A 16,676-nucleotide genomic window follows, 5' to 3' on the forward strand; every position below is an offset into this window, starting at 1 on the left:
TCAGAGTGCGTAGTCGACGATGACCGGGGCGTGGTCGGAAGCGCCCTTGCCCTTACGCTCCTCCCGGTCGATCGACCCGGACGCCGCGGTCTTCGCCAGAGCCTCCGAGGCGAGTTGGAAGTCGATGCGCATGCCCTGCTTCTTCGGGAACCGCAGCTTCTGGTAGTCCCAGAAGGTGTAGACCCCGGGCCCGGGCGTGAACTGACGCGTCACTTCGGTCAGGCCCGCGCCGAGCAGGTCGTCGAAGGACCGGCGTTCGGCATCGGAGACATGAGTGGCGCCATCGAACTCGGCCATGTCCCAGACGTCCTCGTCCAGCGGGGCGACATTGAAGTCCCCGCACAGGACGAGCTTCTTCTCCGGCTCGGCGGTCAGCTTGGCGGCGATGTCGGCCGTCAGCGCCCGATACCACTCGAGCTTGTAGTCGTAATGGGGGTGGTCGAGTTCGCGGCCGTTGGGCACATAGAGCGAGTAGACGCGCACACCGTTGCAGGTCGCCGACAGTGCGCGGGCCTCGACGACGGGATCCTCCGTGCCGAAGGCGGGAATGTTCGCGAAACCGATCTCGGGCTCTGTCAGCCCGACGCGGGAGGCGATGGCCACGCCGTTCCACTGGTTGAGCCCATGGAAGCTCACCTCATAACCGCGGTCGGTGAACAGCTCCTGGGGGAACTGCGCGTCCTTGCACTTGAGCTCCTGGATGGCCAGGACATCGACATCTGAGCGATCCAGCCAGGCCCCGATGCGATCGTGGCGGGCGCGGATCGAGTTCACATTCCACGTAGCGATTCTCACCCTCCCACCCTAAGCTGTCGGCCCCCGCGGAGAAAGCGCGGCCCGCATCGCCCCGCACCCCTGCGGGCCCGCCCCAGTTGCGTGCGGCCCGACCCGCCCCAGTTGCGTGCGAACCCCGCCCCCGGGCACATGGGCGGGGTCGATAGGCTGGTGCCATGTCTGACGCTGCCAACAACCACCTCGGCCACGACGGTGGAACCTACCCCGACTCCTACTATGTGCGACTGGGCGAGGACCGTCTGGTCTCGACTCTGCACAGTCAGGGAGCCTGGCAGCCGGGAGAGCAGCACCTGGCCCCGGCCTCGGGCCTGGTGCTCGCCGAGATCGAGCGCCGCCTGCCCAGTGACAAACTCGTCTCCCGGGCGACCTTCGACGTCCTCGGCGTCATCCACTCCGGAGAGTTCACCATCGACGTCGAGGTCATCCGTCCCGGTCGCACCATCGAGCTCGTCGCGGCCCATATGCGGCACGGAGACCGCACGAGCGTCACCGCCCGGGTATGGCGACTGCAGGCCTCGGAGACCGAGCCCGTCGCCGGCGACGAATGGCCGACGCTGCCGCCGGCGACCGAACTGCCGGCGAGCCCGTTCACGGACCGCTGGGGCGGAGGCTACATCGCCTCGCTCGAAGGCCGACAGTGCGATGATGCCCGCCCCGGCTGCGCCCGGTCGTGGCTGCGCAGCCCCTATCCGCTCGTCGACGGGGAGACCGATCCGCCGACCGCGGCCTTCGTCAAATTCGTCGACACCGCCAACGGTCTGGCCGTGCGCGCGGACCCGAAGACGACGTTCTTCGCGAACGTCGACCTCTCCGTCCACCTCACCCGTGTGCCCGAAGCCGGCTGGATCGGCTTCGACACGAAGGTGGCCTTCGGTCCGACGGGGCTGGGCGAGACCAGCAGCGTGATCAGCGACAGCAGAGGCCCGATCGGCACCGCCGCGCAGTCGCTGACCGTCCGCAGAGGCCGCGGCGCCGTATGAGCCGCGGACTCCCGCACTCGTCGCGTACCGCGCCCGGGCACCGGGACGGCGCCTCGCCGAGGCGGGACCCGGCCCCCGGGCCGCGTGCCCTCATCACCGGGGCGAGCTCCGGTCTGGGGCGCGGCTATGCGCGCACGCTGGCCTCGCAGGGCTATGACCTCGTGCTCGTCGCACGCGACGAGACCCGACTGCGGGAGCTGGCCGAGCGGCTGCGCACCACCCGGGACACCCGCGTCGAGGTGGTCGCGGCGGACCTGTCGACCCCGGACGGCATCGACGCCATCCGTCAGGTCATCGACTCCGAGACCGTCGATGTGCTCATCAACAATGCCGGCTACGGGCTGCGCGGCCGCCTGCTGGAGACGGACATCGCCGAGCTCAACGACCAGGATCGGGTGTTGACCGGGGCGGTCAGAGAGCTGTCCCTGGCCGCGGCCCGGAGGATGGACGCCCGCGGCCGAGGCGGAATCGTCAACGTCTCCTCGCTGGCCGCGGTGACGACGATGGGCCAGTACGCGGCCTCGAAGGCCTCGACGCTGGTGTTCACCGAGGCGCTCGCCGGGGAGCTGCGCAGCAGCCCGGTGACCGTGACCGCCGTCCTGCCGGGTTTCGTCCGCACGGAGTTCCATGACCGCCTCGGCGTGGATCGTCCCGGGCCCGCAGGGATCTGGCTGAGCGTCGACCAGGTCGTCGAGCAGTCGCTGCGCGATGCCCGGGCGGGCAGGGTCGTGTCGGTGCCCGGGCGCATGTATTCGCTGGTCGCGCTGGCCGCGCCGCTGGTTCCCCGGCCATTGATGCGCTGGGGGTCGAGCGGGTTCTCCTTCGCGCGCGAGCGGGGACGCTGATCGGGTCCCGGACGGGGGACGCTCACCGGTGGCTTCGGAGCACGGTCCGGGCGCGATCCGCAGGGCTTCGGCGAGCGGAACTGATGATTCGACTGTCTCGCAGTGAGCCTGTCACCAGGGATTCTATTTCCTCGGAATCTGTGTTAGAGGGCCTCTCGGAGAATAAGATGGTCGCTGAGATTCTTTACAAGCGACACGAAAGTGTGGTCAAATTAATGGTGTTCGCCCGGTGGGGATCGGGTGGACACAACGGACGTATGGGGATGCGTCCGGGTACTCGAGGGGAGTGCTGCGAGGACCCCGGGATGTCGCGATCACGCGCCCCGGGGTCTTTGTCATTCACCCGGGCTCCTCGTCAGCGATGAGCGTCCGCGCCCCGGTCGCCGGCCCGGGACAGAAGAAGCGGGCCCGCGCAGATGCTGCGGACCCGCTTTGGGTGAGTGGGGACTCAGTGCGTGTGCACTCAGGCGGTCTTCTTCTTCGACCGTCCGGTGATGAGGCCCCAGATGATGAGCACGATGAGCGAACCGCCGATCGCGCACAGCCAGGTCGACAGCGAGAAGAACTCATTCATCTCGGCATTGAAGATGGCCCCTCCGAGCCAGCCGCCGAGCATGGCTCCGATGACACCGATGATGAGCGTGGCGAAGATCCCGCCGCCCTGCTTGCCGGGAAGGATCGCCTTGGCGATGGCTCCCGCGATGAGTCCGAGGATCAGATATGCGATGAAACCCATGATGCTCATGTCCCTTCTGAATCTGGTGACCGGCTCTGGAGCGGCCCTTCCGGCCATGGTAAAACAGCCGCACGCGGTTTGAGTCAAGATGTGTTGATTCTTTATGACATCGGTACGCAGGTCCGGAACTGGGACCGGGCTGAATGGTCGCCCGACCGCCTCCGACTAGACTGGAGGCCATGACCGACAGCGCAGACACTCGCCGACAACTGCTCGACCTCATCGACGAACTTGCCGTGGTGCGCGGCAAGGTGACTCTCTCCTCGGGCAGGGAGGCCGACTACTACCTCGATCTGCGCCGAGTCACCCTCGATCACCGCTCCGCACCGCTCATCGGCGACGTCGTCCTCGACCTGCTCGAGTCCGAGGGGCTGCTGGGTGGCATCGACGCCGTCGGAGGCCTGACGATGGGCGCCGATCCCGTCGGCACCGCGGTCATGCACCGCTCGGTCGTGCGCGGCCGGCCCCTTGACTCCTTCGTCGTCCGCAAGGAGGCGAAGAAGCACGGCATGTCCCGTCGGGTCGAAGGCCCCGAGGTCAAGGGCAAGCGGGTCATCGCCGTCGAGGACACCTCGACGACGGGCGGATCCGTGCTCACCGCGGTCGACGCGCTCAGGGAAGCCGGCGCCGAGGTGGTTGCCGTGGCCGTGGTCATGGACCGTGACACCGGCGCCAAGGAACGAGTCGAGGCGACCGGAATCCCCTACCTGACCGCATTGACGACCGCGGATCTCGGGCTTGACTGAGACCCGCCTCGGCGAGGGCCGGGTCCGGTCGCTCGCCTGCGTGCGGGGCCGGATTCGAGCGCCTTCGCGGGGTCGATGCGGACCCACCGATCACGACCTGGGACTCGACTGGCAATTCGGTCGAAATCGAGGTCGTGGTTTGAAACACGTCTCTGATTTCAACACGATAGATGAGACACTCCCACAGTATTGCCTGATGCAACAGTAAGGATGACGCGTGCTCACACTGAGAGAGATTTCCCTGCGCAAGGGAAAGCGGACGTATCTGGACGAGGTGAGTTTCACCGCCGAGGCGGGCCGGATCACCGCGATCGTGGGAACCCGTTCGGCGGGGAGGACCGAACTGGTTCGCGTCATCATGGGTCTGATCACCGCCGATGAGGGAAGCGTCGAGCTCGAGGACTTCGAGCTCGACTTCGGCGATCGGCAGAACTTCGGCTACCTGCCTGCCGAGCGCGGCGGCTATCCGAACATGCGCGTCATCGATCAGATCGTCTACCTCGCGCGCCTGCACGGGATCACGCTGGGCGCGGCCGAACGCAATGCGCTGACCCTGCTGTCGCATCTCGAGCTCGCCGATCGCGGCTATGCGCCGCTGAAGAACCTCTCGGGCGCGGAGATCGCGCGCGTCGACATCGCCGCGACCCTGGCCGCCGACCCCGATGTCGTCGTCATCGACGACGCCTTCGCCGGACTCGATGCGGAATCGCTCAGGCTCGTCATGTCCCTGCTGCGTGCGCACGCGTCCTCGGGAGTGCCCGTCGTCCTGGCCACCAACGACTGGGAGGCCGCGCAGACATTCGCCGATGACGTCATCATCCTGAGTCAGGGCAGGGTGACCGCCTCGGGCAGCGTCGAGAAGCTCCTCGGCGGTCCCCGCTACCGGATCGAGGCCGACGACGCCGAGGCGGCCCGCAGCGCGCTCGAATCCCGCCAGGGCATCAGCGACGTGACCGCTGCCGACCGTGATGAGACGGTGATCAGCTTCCGCGCCGATGATGCGAAGACCGCCGCCGCCGGTGCGGCGGCGATCGACGGACTGAAGAACTTCGAAAGTGTCCGCCCGACACTGGCCGAGCAGTACAAGGAGGCTCTGTAATGGCACGCAAGGACAAGGGTGCGAACGAGGAGTCCCCTGAACCGCTCGTGTCGAAGGGCACGGCCGGTGAGGGCATCGACGACCTCGGCGCCCCCATCGATGACGAGCACGACGTGATCGAGGACGAGACCGGTCAGGACTCGACCGATGCGGATTCCGCAGGCGCGGCCGAAGCGGACTCGGCCGCCTCGGCGAAGAGTGAGTCGGCGAAGGCGGATGCGACCGCCGGGCTCGACGACGTTCCCTTCGAGCTCGCCGAGGACACCCCCGACCCCGATGAGCTGCCGGAGACCGGGCTGGTCTCGGAATTCGTCGATGTCGGCAATCGGCAGGCCTCATGGCTGGTGTCGAACCGGGAGAGCACCGCTGCCCTGCGCAGTCCCTACTTCCTCGTCACCGCCGCCGTGATCATCCTCGGCGTCCTCGCCGCGATCGTCACCGGCATCGTCACCGACGCGCAGAAGGACTCGGGCACGCCGTCCATGGCGATGGTCGGCGTGGGCGACCAGGCCCAGATGTACGAACAGCAGCTGGGTGTGGAGATCACCGACGCCGAGGACACGACCGAGGCCGAGAAGCTGGTGCGCGAGGGCAAGGTCGATGCGGCATTCATCCAGGACCCCAGCGGCCAGGGACAGCCGACGATCATCGCGCTCGACAAGCAGCCGGAACAGCTGCTGGAGAAGCTCGCGCCGGAGACCGAGGCCACGCTGCTGCAGACTCCGGCCGTGGAGGAATCGGTGGCCACACCGCTGCTGTGGGCCATGGTCGCCTTCTCCCTGCTCGTCGTCGCCACGCTCGGCACGGCGCTGTACCAGAACCTGCGCCTGGAGAAGCGCAACCGGATCACCGAGATCATCGCGGCCACGATTCCGCCCCGGGCCTCGGCCTCGGGTCGGATCACGGGCACCCTGTCGCTGGTCGTCATCCACCTGGTGGCGGCCGCGGTCGTGACCGAACTCGGGCTGTCGCTGTCGGGCAAGACCTCCCTGGCCTTCGCCATGCTGCCGGGTCTGGGCTGGTTCGCTCTGACGCTGCTGCTGACCGCGTGGTCGGTCTTCGCGCTCCTGGTCTGGGCATCGACCGTGGTCGGGTCCAAGGCCCGGACGACCTTCCTCACGATCATCGGAGTCATCACCGTCGGCGGGTTCTTCGCCCCGGTCATCATCGGGGCATCCGGCCTGACCGCGAAGATCCTGTCCTGGACGCCATTCACCTCGCCGCTGGGCATCGCCGGACGATTCTTCGGCGGGCAGGCCGAATGGTGGGAGGGCCTCGTCGCCGCCGGCATCGCTCTGGTCCTCGCCGTCATCCTCCACGCCCTGGCCTCGGGCGCCTATGTGCGCTCGGTGCTGCGCGGCGGCGGACGCGCGGGCAAGAAGGTCAAGATGAGCAAGCGCGCGCAGAAGGCCGGCGCCGCCTCGGGCAAGGCCGACGCGAAGTCTGCCGACGCGGGCGCCGAATCCGCGGCTGACAGCGCCGACGCGGAGGCCGACAGCGCCGATGGGGAGGCCGCCTCGGCGCAGGACTCCGAAGACGTGAAGGACGAAGAGGACGCGAAGTCGGCGGATGATTCCCGCGACGAGAAGTGACCGACAGCGCTGAACCGCAGGTGGGGGTCGGTCCGTGGACCGGCCCCTGGCCTGTGGGCGAGCACTTCGATCCGGAGCTGCTGCGCGAGGGCGATCGACGCAATGTCGTCGACCGGTACCGGTACTGGAAGCACGACGCGATCGTGGCCGATCTCGACAGCTGCCGCCACGACTTCCATGTGGGCGTCGAGAACTGGCAGCACGATCTCAACATCGGTTCGGTGGTGCGCACCGCCAATGCCTTCAACGCTGCGGCCGTGCACATCGTCGGCAAGCGCCGATGGAACCGTCGCGGGGCGATGGTCACGGACAAGTACCAGCACATCATCCACCATCCGAGCGTGGACGAGCTGCTGTCCTGGTGCGCGGCCAACGACATGCCGCTGCTGGGCATCGACAACTTTCCCGACTCCGTGCCGCTGGAGACCTACGATCTGCCCAGACGCTGCCTGCTGCTGTTCGGACAGGAGGGCCCCGGGCTGAGCGAGGAGGCGCACCTGGCCAGTCGGGCCGTGCTGTCCATCGCCCAGTACGGTTCGACGCGGTCGATGAACGCCGCTGCCGCCGCCGCGATCACCATGCACTCCTGGGTCCGCCGCCACGTCTATGACCAGCCGGTGAACTGACGAGCCGCGCTTCCGCTCCGGTTCTTCCGCGCCGGTTCTGTCTCCTGCGGGTGGATCCGCCGCGATTCGCGCTGGGATTTCGCGACGGATCCGCCCGTAGGAGACACGGCTGTCAACGGGACCGGTGCGAGGAAGCCGCCGCATCCGTGGAGACGAAGAAGCGCCGAGGCGGCACGACCAGGATCGTGCCGCCTCGGCGCTACTCGTTGGCTGGGCCCTGGTGGCGCGGGCCCTCGTCGAGCGGTCGCGAGCCTCAGCTGAGGTCGGCTGCGTGGGGCTCGATGAGTCCTCCGAGCTCGGCCAGTTCGGCGGTCAGGGAATCCGCATCGTCGAAGGTGCGAGCCATGACCGTCAGGCGCTTGGCGTAGTGACCGATGGGGTATTCCATGGTCATGCCGATGCCGCCGTGCATCTGAATCGATTCCTGACTGATGTTGCGGGCGGCCCGGTCGACGACGATCTTCGCGGCGATGACGTCGCGATGACGGTCCTTCTCCGCGCCGACGGCCTCGGAAGTCACGGCCAGGCGCGAATACATGGCCATGCTGCGGGCATATTCGAGTTCGGCGTAGAGGTCGGCGGCACGGTGCTGCAGTGCCTGATTCACGCCGATGGGGGCACCGAACTGCTCGCGCGTCTTGAGGTACTCCGCGGTCATCGTCAGGGAGGCCTCGAGTGCGCCGACGGCCTCGGCCATGATCGCGGCGTTGCCCAGGTCGATGACCTCGGTGAGGACCTCGCGGGCGTCGGCGGCGTCGAGTCGCTGACCGGGGGTGTTCTCGAGTTTGAGGTTCGCGCTGCCGAGGCCGTCGGCCTGGCGATGAGCGACCCGAGTCAGGCCCTCGGCATCGGCGGCGACCAGGTACAGGCCGAGGTCGCCGTTCTGCGAGGCGGTGACGATGAAGTGATCGGCGACGTCGCCGCCGAGCACGTTGTTCTTCTCGCCGCTGAGGGTGACTGCGCCATCGGCGGCCGCCGTGGCGGTCGTTTCGGGGGTGTCGACGGCATAGCGCAGACTCGGCTCGAGCGCGGCCAGGGCGAGGAAGGTCTGTCCTTCGCACACTCCCGGCAGGATGGCCTGCTTCTGCTCCTCGTTGCCGGCGAGCAGGAGAGCATTCGTCCCGAGCACCGCGGTGGCGAGGAAGGGCTCGAGCACCAGGGAGCGGCCGAACGCCTCGGCGACCACGGCCACCTCGTTGAAGGTCATGTCCGCACCGCCGTAGCTCTCGGGCACGGACAGGCCCAGCAGGCCCATCTCGGCGAAGGCCTGCCACTTCTGTCGTGAGATGCCCTCGTCGCTGCGGAGGATCTCCTCGCGCTGGGCGGCGTCGTACTCGCTGCGCAGGTACTTGTGCAGTGTGCTGGCGAGTTCCTGTTGAATGTCGTTGAGTTCAAGATCCATGAGTTGTCCTCTTTAAGAAATCGTATGAGCGCCGGTATCTCAGAGACCGAGCAGCGCCTTCGAGATGATTCCGCGCTGCACCTCGGACGAACCGCCGTAGATGGTGACCTTGCGGGTGTTGAAGTAGGAGGGGAGGGCATCGACGGCACCGTGGGGCAGATCCGACAGACCCTGGCCCTGGACGCGGTCGGAGACGAAGTCGAGACCCTGCGGACCGAGGACATCGACGAGGAGCTCGGAGATGTCCTCCTGCAGCTGGGAGCCCTTGAGCTTGAGCACCGACGAGCGAGGATCCGGCTTGTCCGAACCGGTCGCCTGGGTCGACAGGATCCGCAGCTGAGTCATCTCGAGGGCGGTGAGTTCGGTTTCGATCCGCGTCAGACGAGCCGAGAACAGGGGATCGTCGAGCAGAGTGCCCCGTGCCGTCTTCGTCACCGCGGCATAGGCCTTGGCGCGGGCGAGGTTGACCTTCGAGGCGCCGATGCGAGCGATGCCGGTGCGCTCATTGCCGAGCAGGAACTTCGCGTACGTCCAGCCCTTGTTCTCCTCGCCGACGAGGTTCTCGACGGGGACCTCGACGTTGTCGAAGAAGATCTCGTTGACCTCGTGGCCGCCGTCGATGAGCTGGATCGGGCGGACGGTGACACCGGGTGACTTCATGTCGATGAGCAGGAACGAGATGCCCGCCTGCTTCTTCACGTCCGGGTCGGTGCGCACGAGGTTGAACATCCAGTCGCCGTACTGGCCCAGAGTCGTCCAGGTCTTCTGGCCGTTGACGATGTACTTGTCGCCATCGCGAACGGCCGACGTCTTCAGTGAGGCGAGATCCGAGCCGGCGTTGGGCTCGGAGAAGCCCTGAGACCACCAGATGTCGATGTTGGCCGTGGCCGGGAGGAAACGCTCCTTGAGCTCTTGGCTGCCGAAGGTGGCGATGACCGGGCCGACCATCGAGACATTGAAGGGCAGCGGCTGGGGCACGCAGGCCAGCTGCATCTCCTCGAGCCAGATGTGGCGCTGGACGGGGGTCCAGTCCTGTCCGCCCCATTCGACGGGCCAGTCCGGGACCGCGTAGCCGTGCTGATTGAGGATGCGCTGCGAGGTGACGATGTCATCCTTGCTCAGCTCCTGGCCGGTGGCGACCTTGAACCGAAGCTCCTCGGGGATCTCCTTGCGGTAGAACTGACGCATCTGCTGCGCGAATTCGCGCTCTTCAGCATTCAGTAGGGTGTCCATGCGAACTCCTTATAGATCGTTCAGTAACTTGTCTCCCATGGTACGGTCCGGTGTTCGGGGTCACAAGTGGCGCGCGGGGGAGAGGGGTCCCGAGTGGCGCGCGGGAGAGGGTTTCCGACTCGTCAGGGGAGAGGGGCCCCGACTCGTCGGGGGAGACGGTGCCCGGTGCGCGGGGAGCCTCCGGCGGCCGCGACCGCCGCGGTTTTCGAAGATCACGGAAATGTGTACCCGCATCACGATTCACTAACTATATTTCGGAATCGTGTTACTACATCTATCGCGGGTGATATGACAAAGGCAGACCTCGGATCGGAATGGTCCGATTCCAGAGCACATCTTCGTCAACCCCCGCCTGGATGTGCTTCCCCTTCCCTGCAGTATTCATCCCCAGGGGGCACGGAAAGCTGTGCATTTTGTCAGGTCAGGTGACGCGGACGATGCAGGCGCCGCGATCGCGACGCCTCTTCGGCTATGGGACGGAACTCGCGACGATCGTCGACGCGCTCTGTGATGCTGAGCGTGCAGGCGCCCTCATCATCGGCCCCGCCGGAGTCGGGAAGACGACAGTGCTCAACGCCGCGCTCTCGCGTCTGGACCCGAGCCTGTCGATCACCCGCCTGCGCGGTTCGAACAGTGCGCGAGCACGCAATCTCGGGATCTTCGAGATCCTCCTGTCCCAGCAGGGGATCGACACCGACCTCGCTCCCGGACGATCGCTGTCGGTGATCGGCGAACTCTTCGAACGGCGATCGGCGGGAGCCGAATCCCTCGTCGTCGTCGACAATGCCGACCTCGTCGACGATCATTCCGTGGCCGTCCTCGCGCAGCTGGCGGCCGCACGTCGGGTCCGTCTGCTCATCGCCGCCGAATCGGCGCGACCCCCGATCGACCTGATCGTCGGGCTGTGGATGGACGGACGCCTGGTCAGGGTCGACCTCGACGGAATCGACGAGGCGGACGCGATCGCGATGATCAGCAGCGTCGGTCTGATGGAGACCGAGACGCGATCGGTCTCGGAACTCTGCGGTCTCGCCCACGGCAACCCCCGACTGCTCGAGAGGCTTCTCTACGGTCGCAGCCGGACCAGCGGAGTCGAGTCCGCGATCGCCGGAGCCGATGAGCTCAGCAGATCGATCATCGAAATCGTCTCCCTCGCCGAGGCGGTGCCCCATGACAGCCTCATCGGACTGGCCGACCCGCAGACCATCGACACCCTGACGGAGAACGGTCTGCTGACGATCGCCAAGGGCCGTGGCGGGGAGGTGAGCATGCACGAACCCGTGACCACTGAGAACGTTCGCGCGGCGATCCCTCCCTCGCGCAGCCTCGAGCTCCTCACGCGCTTCGACTCCGTGATCGACTCGGCCGTGCTGCGCGACCGATCGCTGTTCGGCTATGTCGGGTGGGCGATCTCGCTGGGCAGGGTGCCGAGTCGGGACCAGGTCCTCGGCGCCGTCACCTGGGGCAACGCGCGCGGCAGATACCTCGAGGCGGCGGACATCATCCGCACGAGCGGGTACCGCGGGAACGAACTCGACCTCGAGCTCGCCCGCTGCGAATGGGGTGCCGGGCGGCTGCAGGCGGCGAAGGAGATCATCGAACCGCTCATCGCCCAGGCGTGCGCACACCCCGATGAGGGCGGAGACGAGTACCTGTCCCGGCTCGCCTCGATCGAGGTGAGGCTGGCGGATCCGAGGCGACCGGAGAGCCTGCGGCTGGACTGGGTCCGCGATCGACTGACGCTGCCCCTCGACCTCGGCCGCCTCGACGCCACCCGAGCCCGATTCGAACTCAAGGGCGGACGGCTCTCCACCACCTGCGCGCTGGCCGAAGCCGTCTACCTCGATCATGCGTGCTCGGTGCGGCACCGCCTGCGCGCCTGCGCCTTCCTCGGCGTCGCCGAGGTGATGGCGGGACGGATCGAGGTGGGGCTGAGCTACATCGACCAGGCACGTTTGATGTTCGAACTGCCCGGGCCCGGAGCCTTCGAACGCGAGGATGCCCTCCCGCAGTTCTTCGCGGCCCACTACATCGCCGGAGACTGGTCCCGTGCGCGGGACGCAATGGACGGCCTGACCTCGAGCAGGCGCGTCATTCGCCTCGCCAACGCGCTCATCGACCTGCGCACCGGCAGAGTGTCGAACGCCCACAGGGTCCTCGACAGCCTGCAGCTGGCCGATGAAGCCGCTGACATCGTCGACCTCTCCGGCGTCGCCCGATCGGCCCAGAACCTGGCGGCGGTGCTGACCGACCGGCCTTCGGGCATCGTCTCCGTCTCCACCGCCGAATCGAGCGACGCCAGTCGGCATTCCTGGTGGGCCTCGTTCGAGGCCAGGCTGTTCGATCTCCAGGCACTCGCGCAGACCTCCCCGACGGTCGCCGCCGGCGAACTCTACGACCTCGGAGTCGCCGCCGAAGAGCAGGGAGCGTACACGCTGACCGCTCTGGCCTGGCTCGAGTCCGCACAGCTCGGCCATCCGCAGGCGCTGACACGATTTCCGTCGGCCGCAGTCGAAGTCGACGGGGCCCTCGGACGGCTCCTGCAGTCCGTGGCCCATGCCCTCGACACCGACGACCTCGACGCTCTCCTCTCGGCAGCACGCGAGGCGCAGTCGTTCGGTGCGATCGTCCTCTGCTCCCAACTGGCCGCGAAGGCCCGTAAGGCCGCGATCGCCGACAGGAACGCCGCCGCGACGAAGGAGGCCCGCCTCCTCCACGGCCGCAGCCTGCGCGTGATCGACTTCGACGCCGACGGCGACCGACTCCAGGACACTCTCAACGAACTCGAAAGAACCCTGATCGACGGTGTCGTCGCAGGCCGCACGAGCGCAGAGCTCGGCACGGGCCTGCACCTGTCGACGCGGACGGTCGAATGGCACCTCGGGCGCATCTACCGTCGCCTGCACGTGGCCAACCGGCAGGAGCTGAGAGAGGTGGTGATGGCGTGGAGAGGCAGGTGAACTCAGCACCCCGACACCCGAGGATCTTCGGACGGGTCGCCGAACTCGAGCTGATCCATCGCTCCCTGAGGTGCTCGGAGTGCTCCGGCATCCTCATCGAGGGCGAGATCGGCGTCGGCAAGACCATGCTGGCGACACAGGCGTTCCGCGACAGAGGCGCAGACGGGATCTGGATCCGCGGCGATCGGGTGCATCAGGGCGTCGACTTCGGCGCCTTCGGCCTCCTCGTCGACCTCGACGACGATCCCGCCACGCTGCTGGGCCGCATCGTCTCGATGCTCACCTCGACCCGCACCCCGCAGGTGGTCTTCGTCGACGACGCGCATCTGCTCGACTCGCGATCGCAGGGCGTCCTGTCCGAACTGGCCAGCGCCGGATCGATCCGACTCGCCGTCCTCGCCCGGTCCAAGACGGCCGACGGATACATCCCCTTCTCGTCTCTCGTCGAGGACAGGGTCCTCCAGCATCTCGTCCTCGACGTGCTGCCACCGGAGGACTACCGGGCCATGATCGAGCACAGGCTCGGCGGCATCGTGTCCCAGGCGGTCGTCGACATCGTCGACTTCCACTCCGGACGCAATCCGGGAAAACTGCTCGAACTGCTCGAGTACACCTCCCGGCGGGGGCGATTCCTCAAGCGCAGAGGAGTCTGGATCCTCGACGGGCTCGACGTCGACTACGACGAACGCGCCCGGGACTACACGAGGATCGGACTGCTCGACTACTCGGCGAAGGAGAGAGAGGCCCTCGAGCTGATCGTCCTCGCCGGAGAGGTGGATCTGGCCACCCTGCTCGAGGCGGGTCTCGGTGAGGCCGCTGATGCGCTGGTGGCGTCCGGGGAGCTGCGACTCGATGCGCGAGCCGAACACAGATACCAAGCGGTGGAGAACCATGCCGCGGACACCATCCGCTACACGACCCCGGTGGGCCAAAGCAGGGCATGGTTCGATTTCATCGAGGCCCGCGGCGACACCCCGTCTGACTGGGCAAAGATGATCAGAGCGGAATGGGGGCTGGTCTGCGGAGCGGAGATCTCCGAGGCCCGGACGATCGACGCGGCACGGATCGCCACCGGCCTCGGGGACTGGCATCGGGCGATGCGTCTGCTCGCCGAGGTCCCGATGGAGCGGATGGACCCGCACGACCTGTTCGAGGTCGCCCGCCTCTACTGCGCGTGCAACAAGATCCCTCTCGGCCTCGACGTCCTCGCCCACGCCGTGCGCACCGCCTGCTGTGCTCAGCTGGTCATCGATTCGCTCGTGGTCTGGATGGGGCGAGCGTTCGGCAATTCCTCCCCTGCGCTGAGGCTTGCGGACTTCCGCACCGCGCTCGAACGACTGCAGGAGGACGGGGACGACCACCCCGGAGAGGGAGTGGAGGCCGAGCTCGGTGTCGAACTCCTCGACCGGGTGAGCACGGCCGTCGTCGAGCATCGTCCGATCCACCGGTCCGTCTTCGCCGATCTGTCGAGGCAGAACGCACTGACGAGCACCTTCCACGTGCTCGACACGAGTCTCCATGTCATGGACATGCTCGACTCGGGCAGCACGCACGAAGCGCTCGCCCTGCTCGGGGCCACGCTGATCGAATGCCGCGCGGACAGTTCGGCCGTGTTGCGTCTGACCGTGCTGCAGGTCAGGGCACTGCTGCAGCTGGGACGCATCGACGAGGCGAAATCGCTGATGGCTGATCCGCCGAGCCATGACATCGCCTTCCTCTCGGCTCGGTCGGGGCCGATGGATCTGCTGTGGGCCCAGGTCCACCTCATCGAAGGCGATCTGCCGGGGGCGATGATGGCGCTGCGCGCCGCGATCGAGGGACTCGAATACTGGAATCAGACGACTCAGCTGGCCATCGCCCTGGCCGAGGCCGAATATGCGATCTCACGAGTCGGAACACCCGAAGAGGCCGACGACCTGCATGAGCGCTTCGAGGCGCTGCCCTTCCCGGGGCTCTACCATGACTACCGCAGGGCGCTGGTCCTGCGCACCGCCGCGCGAGCGATCCGCACCTCGGACCCTTCCTACCTGAGCGAACTGAGACGGATGCTGGCCGAGGCCGAAGAGGACGGGGCAGCGGCGATCGTCGTCCTCATCCGCCTGCTCCTCTTCCGTCACTTCGACGAGATCGAACCGGAGGAGCTGTGCCGGGCCGCCGGGCGGGGGACGGGGCGCGAATTCGAACTGGTCGGCCGCCTCGGCGCGGCACTGCGGGACAAGGATCCGCAGGCCCTGTCAGCGATCGCCGAGGCCTACGGGCCCTCGATGCCCGATCTCGCCGGCAGGTGCACGGCCTTGGCCGCTCGCTTCGGAGCCCAGGGGCACCACCGTGAGGCAGGGAGTGAGGGACACGGCGAGCTGACTGCCCGGGAGAGGCAGATCAGTGCGCTCATCGTCGCCGGTCGATCCAATGCCGAGATCGCACGTGAACTGGGCGTGCGAGTGCGCACGGTCGAGGGCCACACCTATCGGCTCTTCCGCAAACTCGGCATCACCCGCAGAGAGCAGGTCGCCGAGGCGATGCGAGGCACCGAAGGTCGGCTTCGGGCCTAGGGCGTGTCTGATAAATGCTGTAACCAAGCGATGACACCGTTGAGCACGACAGCGGCTCGATAGACGACGGCGAGTTTGTCATAGCGAGTGGCCAGTCCTCGCCACTGCTTCAAACGGGCATAACCGCGCTCGATGACATTGCGACCCTTGTACTTGATCGCGTCGAACTTCGGTGGACGGCCACCCTTTGATCCTCGCCGGAGACGATGGCCTTGCTGATCGGACGGTTCGGAGATGACTGCCTCGATCTTCCGCGACCGCAGCAGTGACCGGTTCGCTCTCGATGAGTAGGCCTTGTCGCCAAGGACGGCGTCCGGGCGGGTGCGTCGACCGACCTGAAGGTTGTCCAACAGAGGGGCGAGCATCGGGCTGTCGCCGTCCTGACCAGCGGTGCAGATCGACACCAGCGGCAGCCCGTGGCCATCGACGAGCTGATGAGTCTTTGTCGACAAGCCTCCGCGCGAGCGGCCGAAAGCGTGGTCAGGCGACTCTGTCAGTAGATCCTTGTAATTCGACGAGTCCCTTTTTTACGCGGCTGATGTTCGTCGCGTGTTGATGTGCGCGAGCGATCGTGGAGTCGACTGAGACGGTGAAGTCGACCTTGTCATTCTTTGCCGCGTGGACAGTCAGAGCCTGGTGGATGGCATCCCAGGTGCCGTCGGCGGCGAGGCGGCGGTGCCAGGTCCACACGGTCTGCCATTTGCCGAAGGTCTCGGGCAGATCGCGCCAAGCGATACCGGTGCGGTAGCGGTAGATGATGCCCTCGACCATCTGTCTGGGATCGGAGAACGGGCGGCCTCGTCGGCCGGTCGGTGCCGGGAGGTAGTCGGCGATGAGAGCCCATTGGTCATCAGTGAGTAGTTGGAATCGAGACACGATTCCAGGGTTTCAGAATCCCACCGGGAAATTTATCAGACACGCCCTAGACCGCACCGAGTATCGGCTGTTGCGGGAATTCGGGCACAAGCGAGTATGCATCCAGGGGCTCGGGCAGTGACCGAGCGGTGACCGAGTAGTGACCTGGCGCATACTCCAGTGTCGACCACCTGGTCCCGGGCCGTCGTGATCGACCAGCATCGATGGTATGGACAGCATTCTGCGGCCGTTCAG

General features: G+C 66.9%; 13 protein-coding genes. 8 read left to right on the forward strand and 5 right to left on the reverse strand.

Annotation, left to right across the window (positions count from 1 at the left end; genetic code table 11):
- On the reverse strand, positions 1-795 hold the full coding sequence (locus IG171_RS17800; protein ID WP_212128646.1) for an exodeoxyribonuclease III: 795 nt from the start codon (positions 793-795) through the stop codon (positions 1-3).
- A gap of 155 nt (positions 796-950) precedes the next feature.
- On the opposite strand from IG171_RS17800, the gene IG171_RS17805 reads away from it, so the two are divergent.
- Together IG171_RS17805 and IG171_RS17810 are read left to right on the forward strand one after the other, a co-directional pair.
- The gene (locus IG171_RS17805; RefSeq protein ID WP_212128647.1) at positions 951-1,775 is read left to right on the forward strand and encodes a thioesterase family protein; all 825 of its coding nucleotides are present in this window, start codon (positions 951-953) and stop codon (positions 1,773-1,775) included.
- A complete protein-coding gene (locus IG171_RS17810) occupies positions 1,772-2,620 on the forward strand; it encodes an SDR family NAD(P)-dependent oxidoreductase (RefSeq protein ID WP_212128648.1) in 849 nt (282 codons plus the stop codon). The genes IG171_RS17805 and IG171_RS17810 overlap by 4 nt, the downstream gene beginning before the upstream one ends.
- 463 nt (positions 2,621-3,083) lie before the next feature.
- Here the strand turns inward: IG171_RS17810 and IG171_RS17815 are convergent, their stop codons facing one another.
- Positions 3,084-3,356 (reverse strand): GlsB/YeaQ/YmgE family stress response membrane protein, encoded by a 273-nt coding sequence (locus IG171_RS17815; RefSeq protein WP_212128649.1) that lies wholly within the window; start codon positions 3,354-3,356, stop codon positions 3,084-3,086.
- A 179-nt stretch (positions 3,357-3,535) separates the two neighbouring features.
- Here IG171_RS17815 and pyrE point away from each other — a divergent pair, with 179 nt between their 5' ends.
- The 4 genes from pyrE (at position 3,536) to IG171_RS17835 (ending at position 7,419) form a co-directional block, all read left to right on the forward strand.
- On the forward strand, positions 3,536-4,102 hold the full coding sequence (pyrE, locus tag IG171_RS17820; protein ID WP_212128650.1) for an orotate phosphoribosyltransferase: 567 nt from the start codon (positions 3,536-3,538) through the stop codon (positions 4,100-4,102).
- A gap of 217 nt (positions 4,103-4,319) precedes the next feature.
- Positions 4,320-5,201, forward strand: coding sequence for an ATP-binding cassette domain-containing protein (locus IG171_RS17825; RefSeq protein WP_212128651.1), 882 nt, complete (start codon positions 4,320-4,322; stop codon positions 5,199-5,201).
- Positions 5,201-6,793 carry an ABC transporter permease gene (locus IG171_RS17830; RefSeq protein ID WP_212128652.1) on the forward strand — a complete coding sequence of 531 codons (1,593 nt, stop codon included), beginning with the start codon at positions 5,201-5,203 and terminating at the stop codon, positions 6,791-6,793. Before IG171_RS17825 ends, IG171_RS17830 begins: the two co-directional genes overlap by 1 nt.
- On the forward strand, positions 6,790-7,419 hold the full coding sequence (locus tag IG171_RS17835; RefSeq protein WP_212128653.1) for a TrmH family RNA methyltransferase: 630 nt from the start codon (positions 6,790-6,792) through the stop codon (positions 7,417-7,419). Before IG171_RS17830 ends, IG171_RS17835 begins: the two co-directional genes overlap by 4 nt.
- Positions 7,420-7,672: 253 nt before the next feature.
- Here the strand turns inward: IG171_RS17835 and IG171_RS17840 are convergent, their stop codons facing one another.
- Together IG171_RS17840 and IG171_RS17845 are read right to left on the reverse strand one after the other, a co-directional pair.
- The gene (locus IG171_RS17840; protein ID WP_212128654.1) at positions 7,673-8,821 is read right to left on the reverse strand and encodes an acyl-CoA dehydrogenase family protein; all 1,149 of its coding nucleotides are present in this window, start codon (positions 8,819-8,821) and stop codon (positions 7,673-7,675) included.
- A gap of 39 nt (positions 8,822-8,860) precedes the next feature.
- Positions 8,861-10,054, reverse strand: a complete 1,194-nt coding sequence (locus IG171_RS17845; protein WP_212128655.1) for an acyl-CoA dehydrogenase family protein — start codon at positions 10,052-10,054, stop codon at positions 8,861-8,863.
- A gap of 437 nt (positions 10,055-10,491) precedes the next feature.
- On the opposite strand from IG171_RS17845, the gene IG171_RS17850 reads away from it, so the two are divergent.
- The gene (locus tag IG171_RS17850) at positions 10,492-13,014 is read left to right on the forward strand and encodes a LuxR C-terminal-related transcriptional regulator (RefSeq protein ID WP_212128656.1); all 2,523 of its coding nucleotides are present in this window, start codon (positions 10,492-10,494) and stop codon (positions 13,012-13,014) included.
- Positions 13,011-15,566, forward strand: coding sequence for a LuxR C-terminal-related transcriptional regulator (locus tag IG171_RS19285; protein WP_283091837.1), 2,556 nt, complete (start codon positions 13,011-13,013; stop codon positions 15,564-15,566). The genes IG171_RS17850 and IG171_RS19285 overlap by 4 nt, the downstream gene beginning before the upstream one ends.
- Here IG171_RS19285 and IG171_RS17860 read toward each other — a convergent pair.
- Positions 15,563-16,442, reverse strand: a protein-coding gene (locus IG171_RS17860) for an IS5 family transposase (protein ID WP_212127312.1) whose coding sequence is annotated in 2 segments (ribosomal slippage) — positions 15,563-16,084 and positions 16,086-16,442 — 879 coding nt in all. Because the reading frame shifts where the segments join, the coding sequence is not laid out codon by codon here. The genes IG171_RS19285 and IG171_RS17860 overlap by 4 nt on opposite strands.
- Positions 16,443-16,676: the final 234 nt, after the last annotated feature.

The sequence above is a fragment of the Brevibacterium sp. SMBL_HHYL_HB1 genome, assembly GCF_018208375.1.
Taxonomy (GTDB): domain Bacteria; phylum Actinomycetota; class Actinomycetes; order Actinomycetales; family Brevibacteriaceae; genus Brevibacterium; species Brevibacterium intestinavium.

Excerpts from the sequence above, each read along its gene's own strand:
- IG171_RS17845 (WP_212128655.1), bottom strand. The coding sequence starts at position 10,054 with ATGGACACCCTACTGAATGCTGAAGAGCGCGAATTCGCGCAGCAGATG.
- pyrE (WP_212128650.1), top strand. The coding sequence starts at position 3,536 with ATGACCGACAGCGCAGACACTCGCCGACAACTGCTCGACCTCATCGAC.
- IG171_RS17850 (WP_212128656.1), top strand. The coding sequence starts at position 10,492 with ATGCAGGCGCCGCGATCGCGACGCCTCTTCGGCTATGGGACGGAACTC.
- IG171_RS17815 (WP_212128649.1), bottom strand. The coding sequence starts at position 3,356 with ATGGGTTTCATCGCATATCTGATCCTCGGACTCATCGCGGGAGCCATC.
- IG171_RS17810 (WP_212128648.1), top strand. The coding sequence starts at position 1,772 with ATGAGCCGCGGACTCCCGCACTCGTCGCGTACCGCGCCCGGGCACCGG.
- IG171_RS17830 (WP_212128652.1), top strand. The coding sequence starts at position 5,201 with ATGGCACGCAAGGACAAGGGTGCGAACGAGGAGTCCCCTGAACCGCTC.
- IG171_RS17805 (WP_212128647.1), top strand. The coding sequence starts at position 951 with ATGTCTGACGCTGCCAACAACCACCTCGGCCACGACGGTGGAACCTAC.
- IG171_RS17840 (WP_212128654.1), bottom strand. The coding sequence starts at position 8,821 with ATGGATCTTGAACTCAACGACATTCAACAGGAACTCGCCAGCACACTG.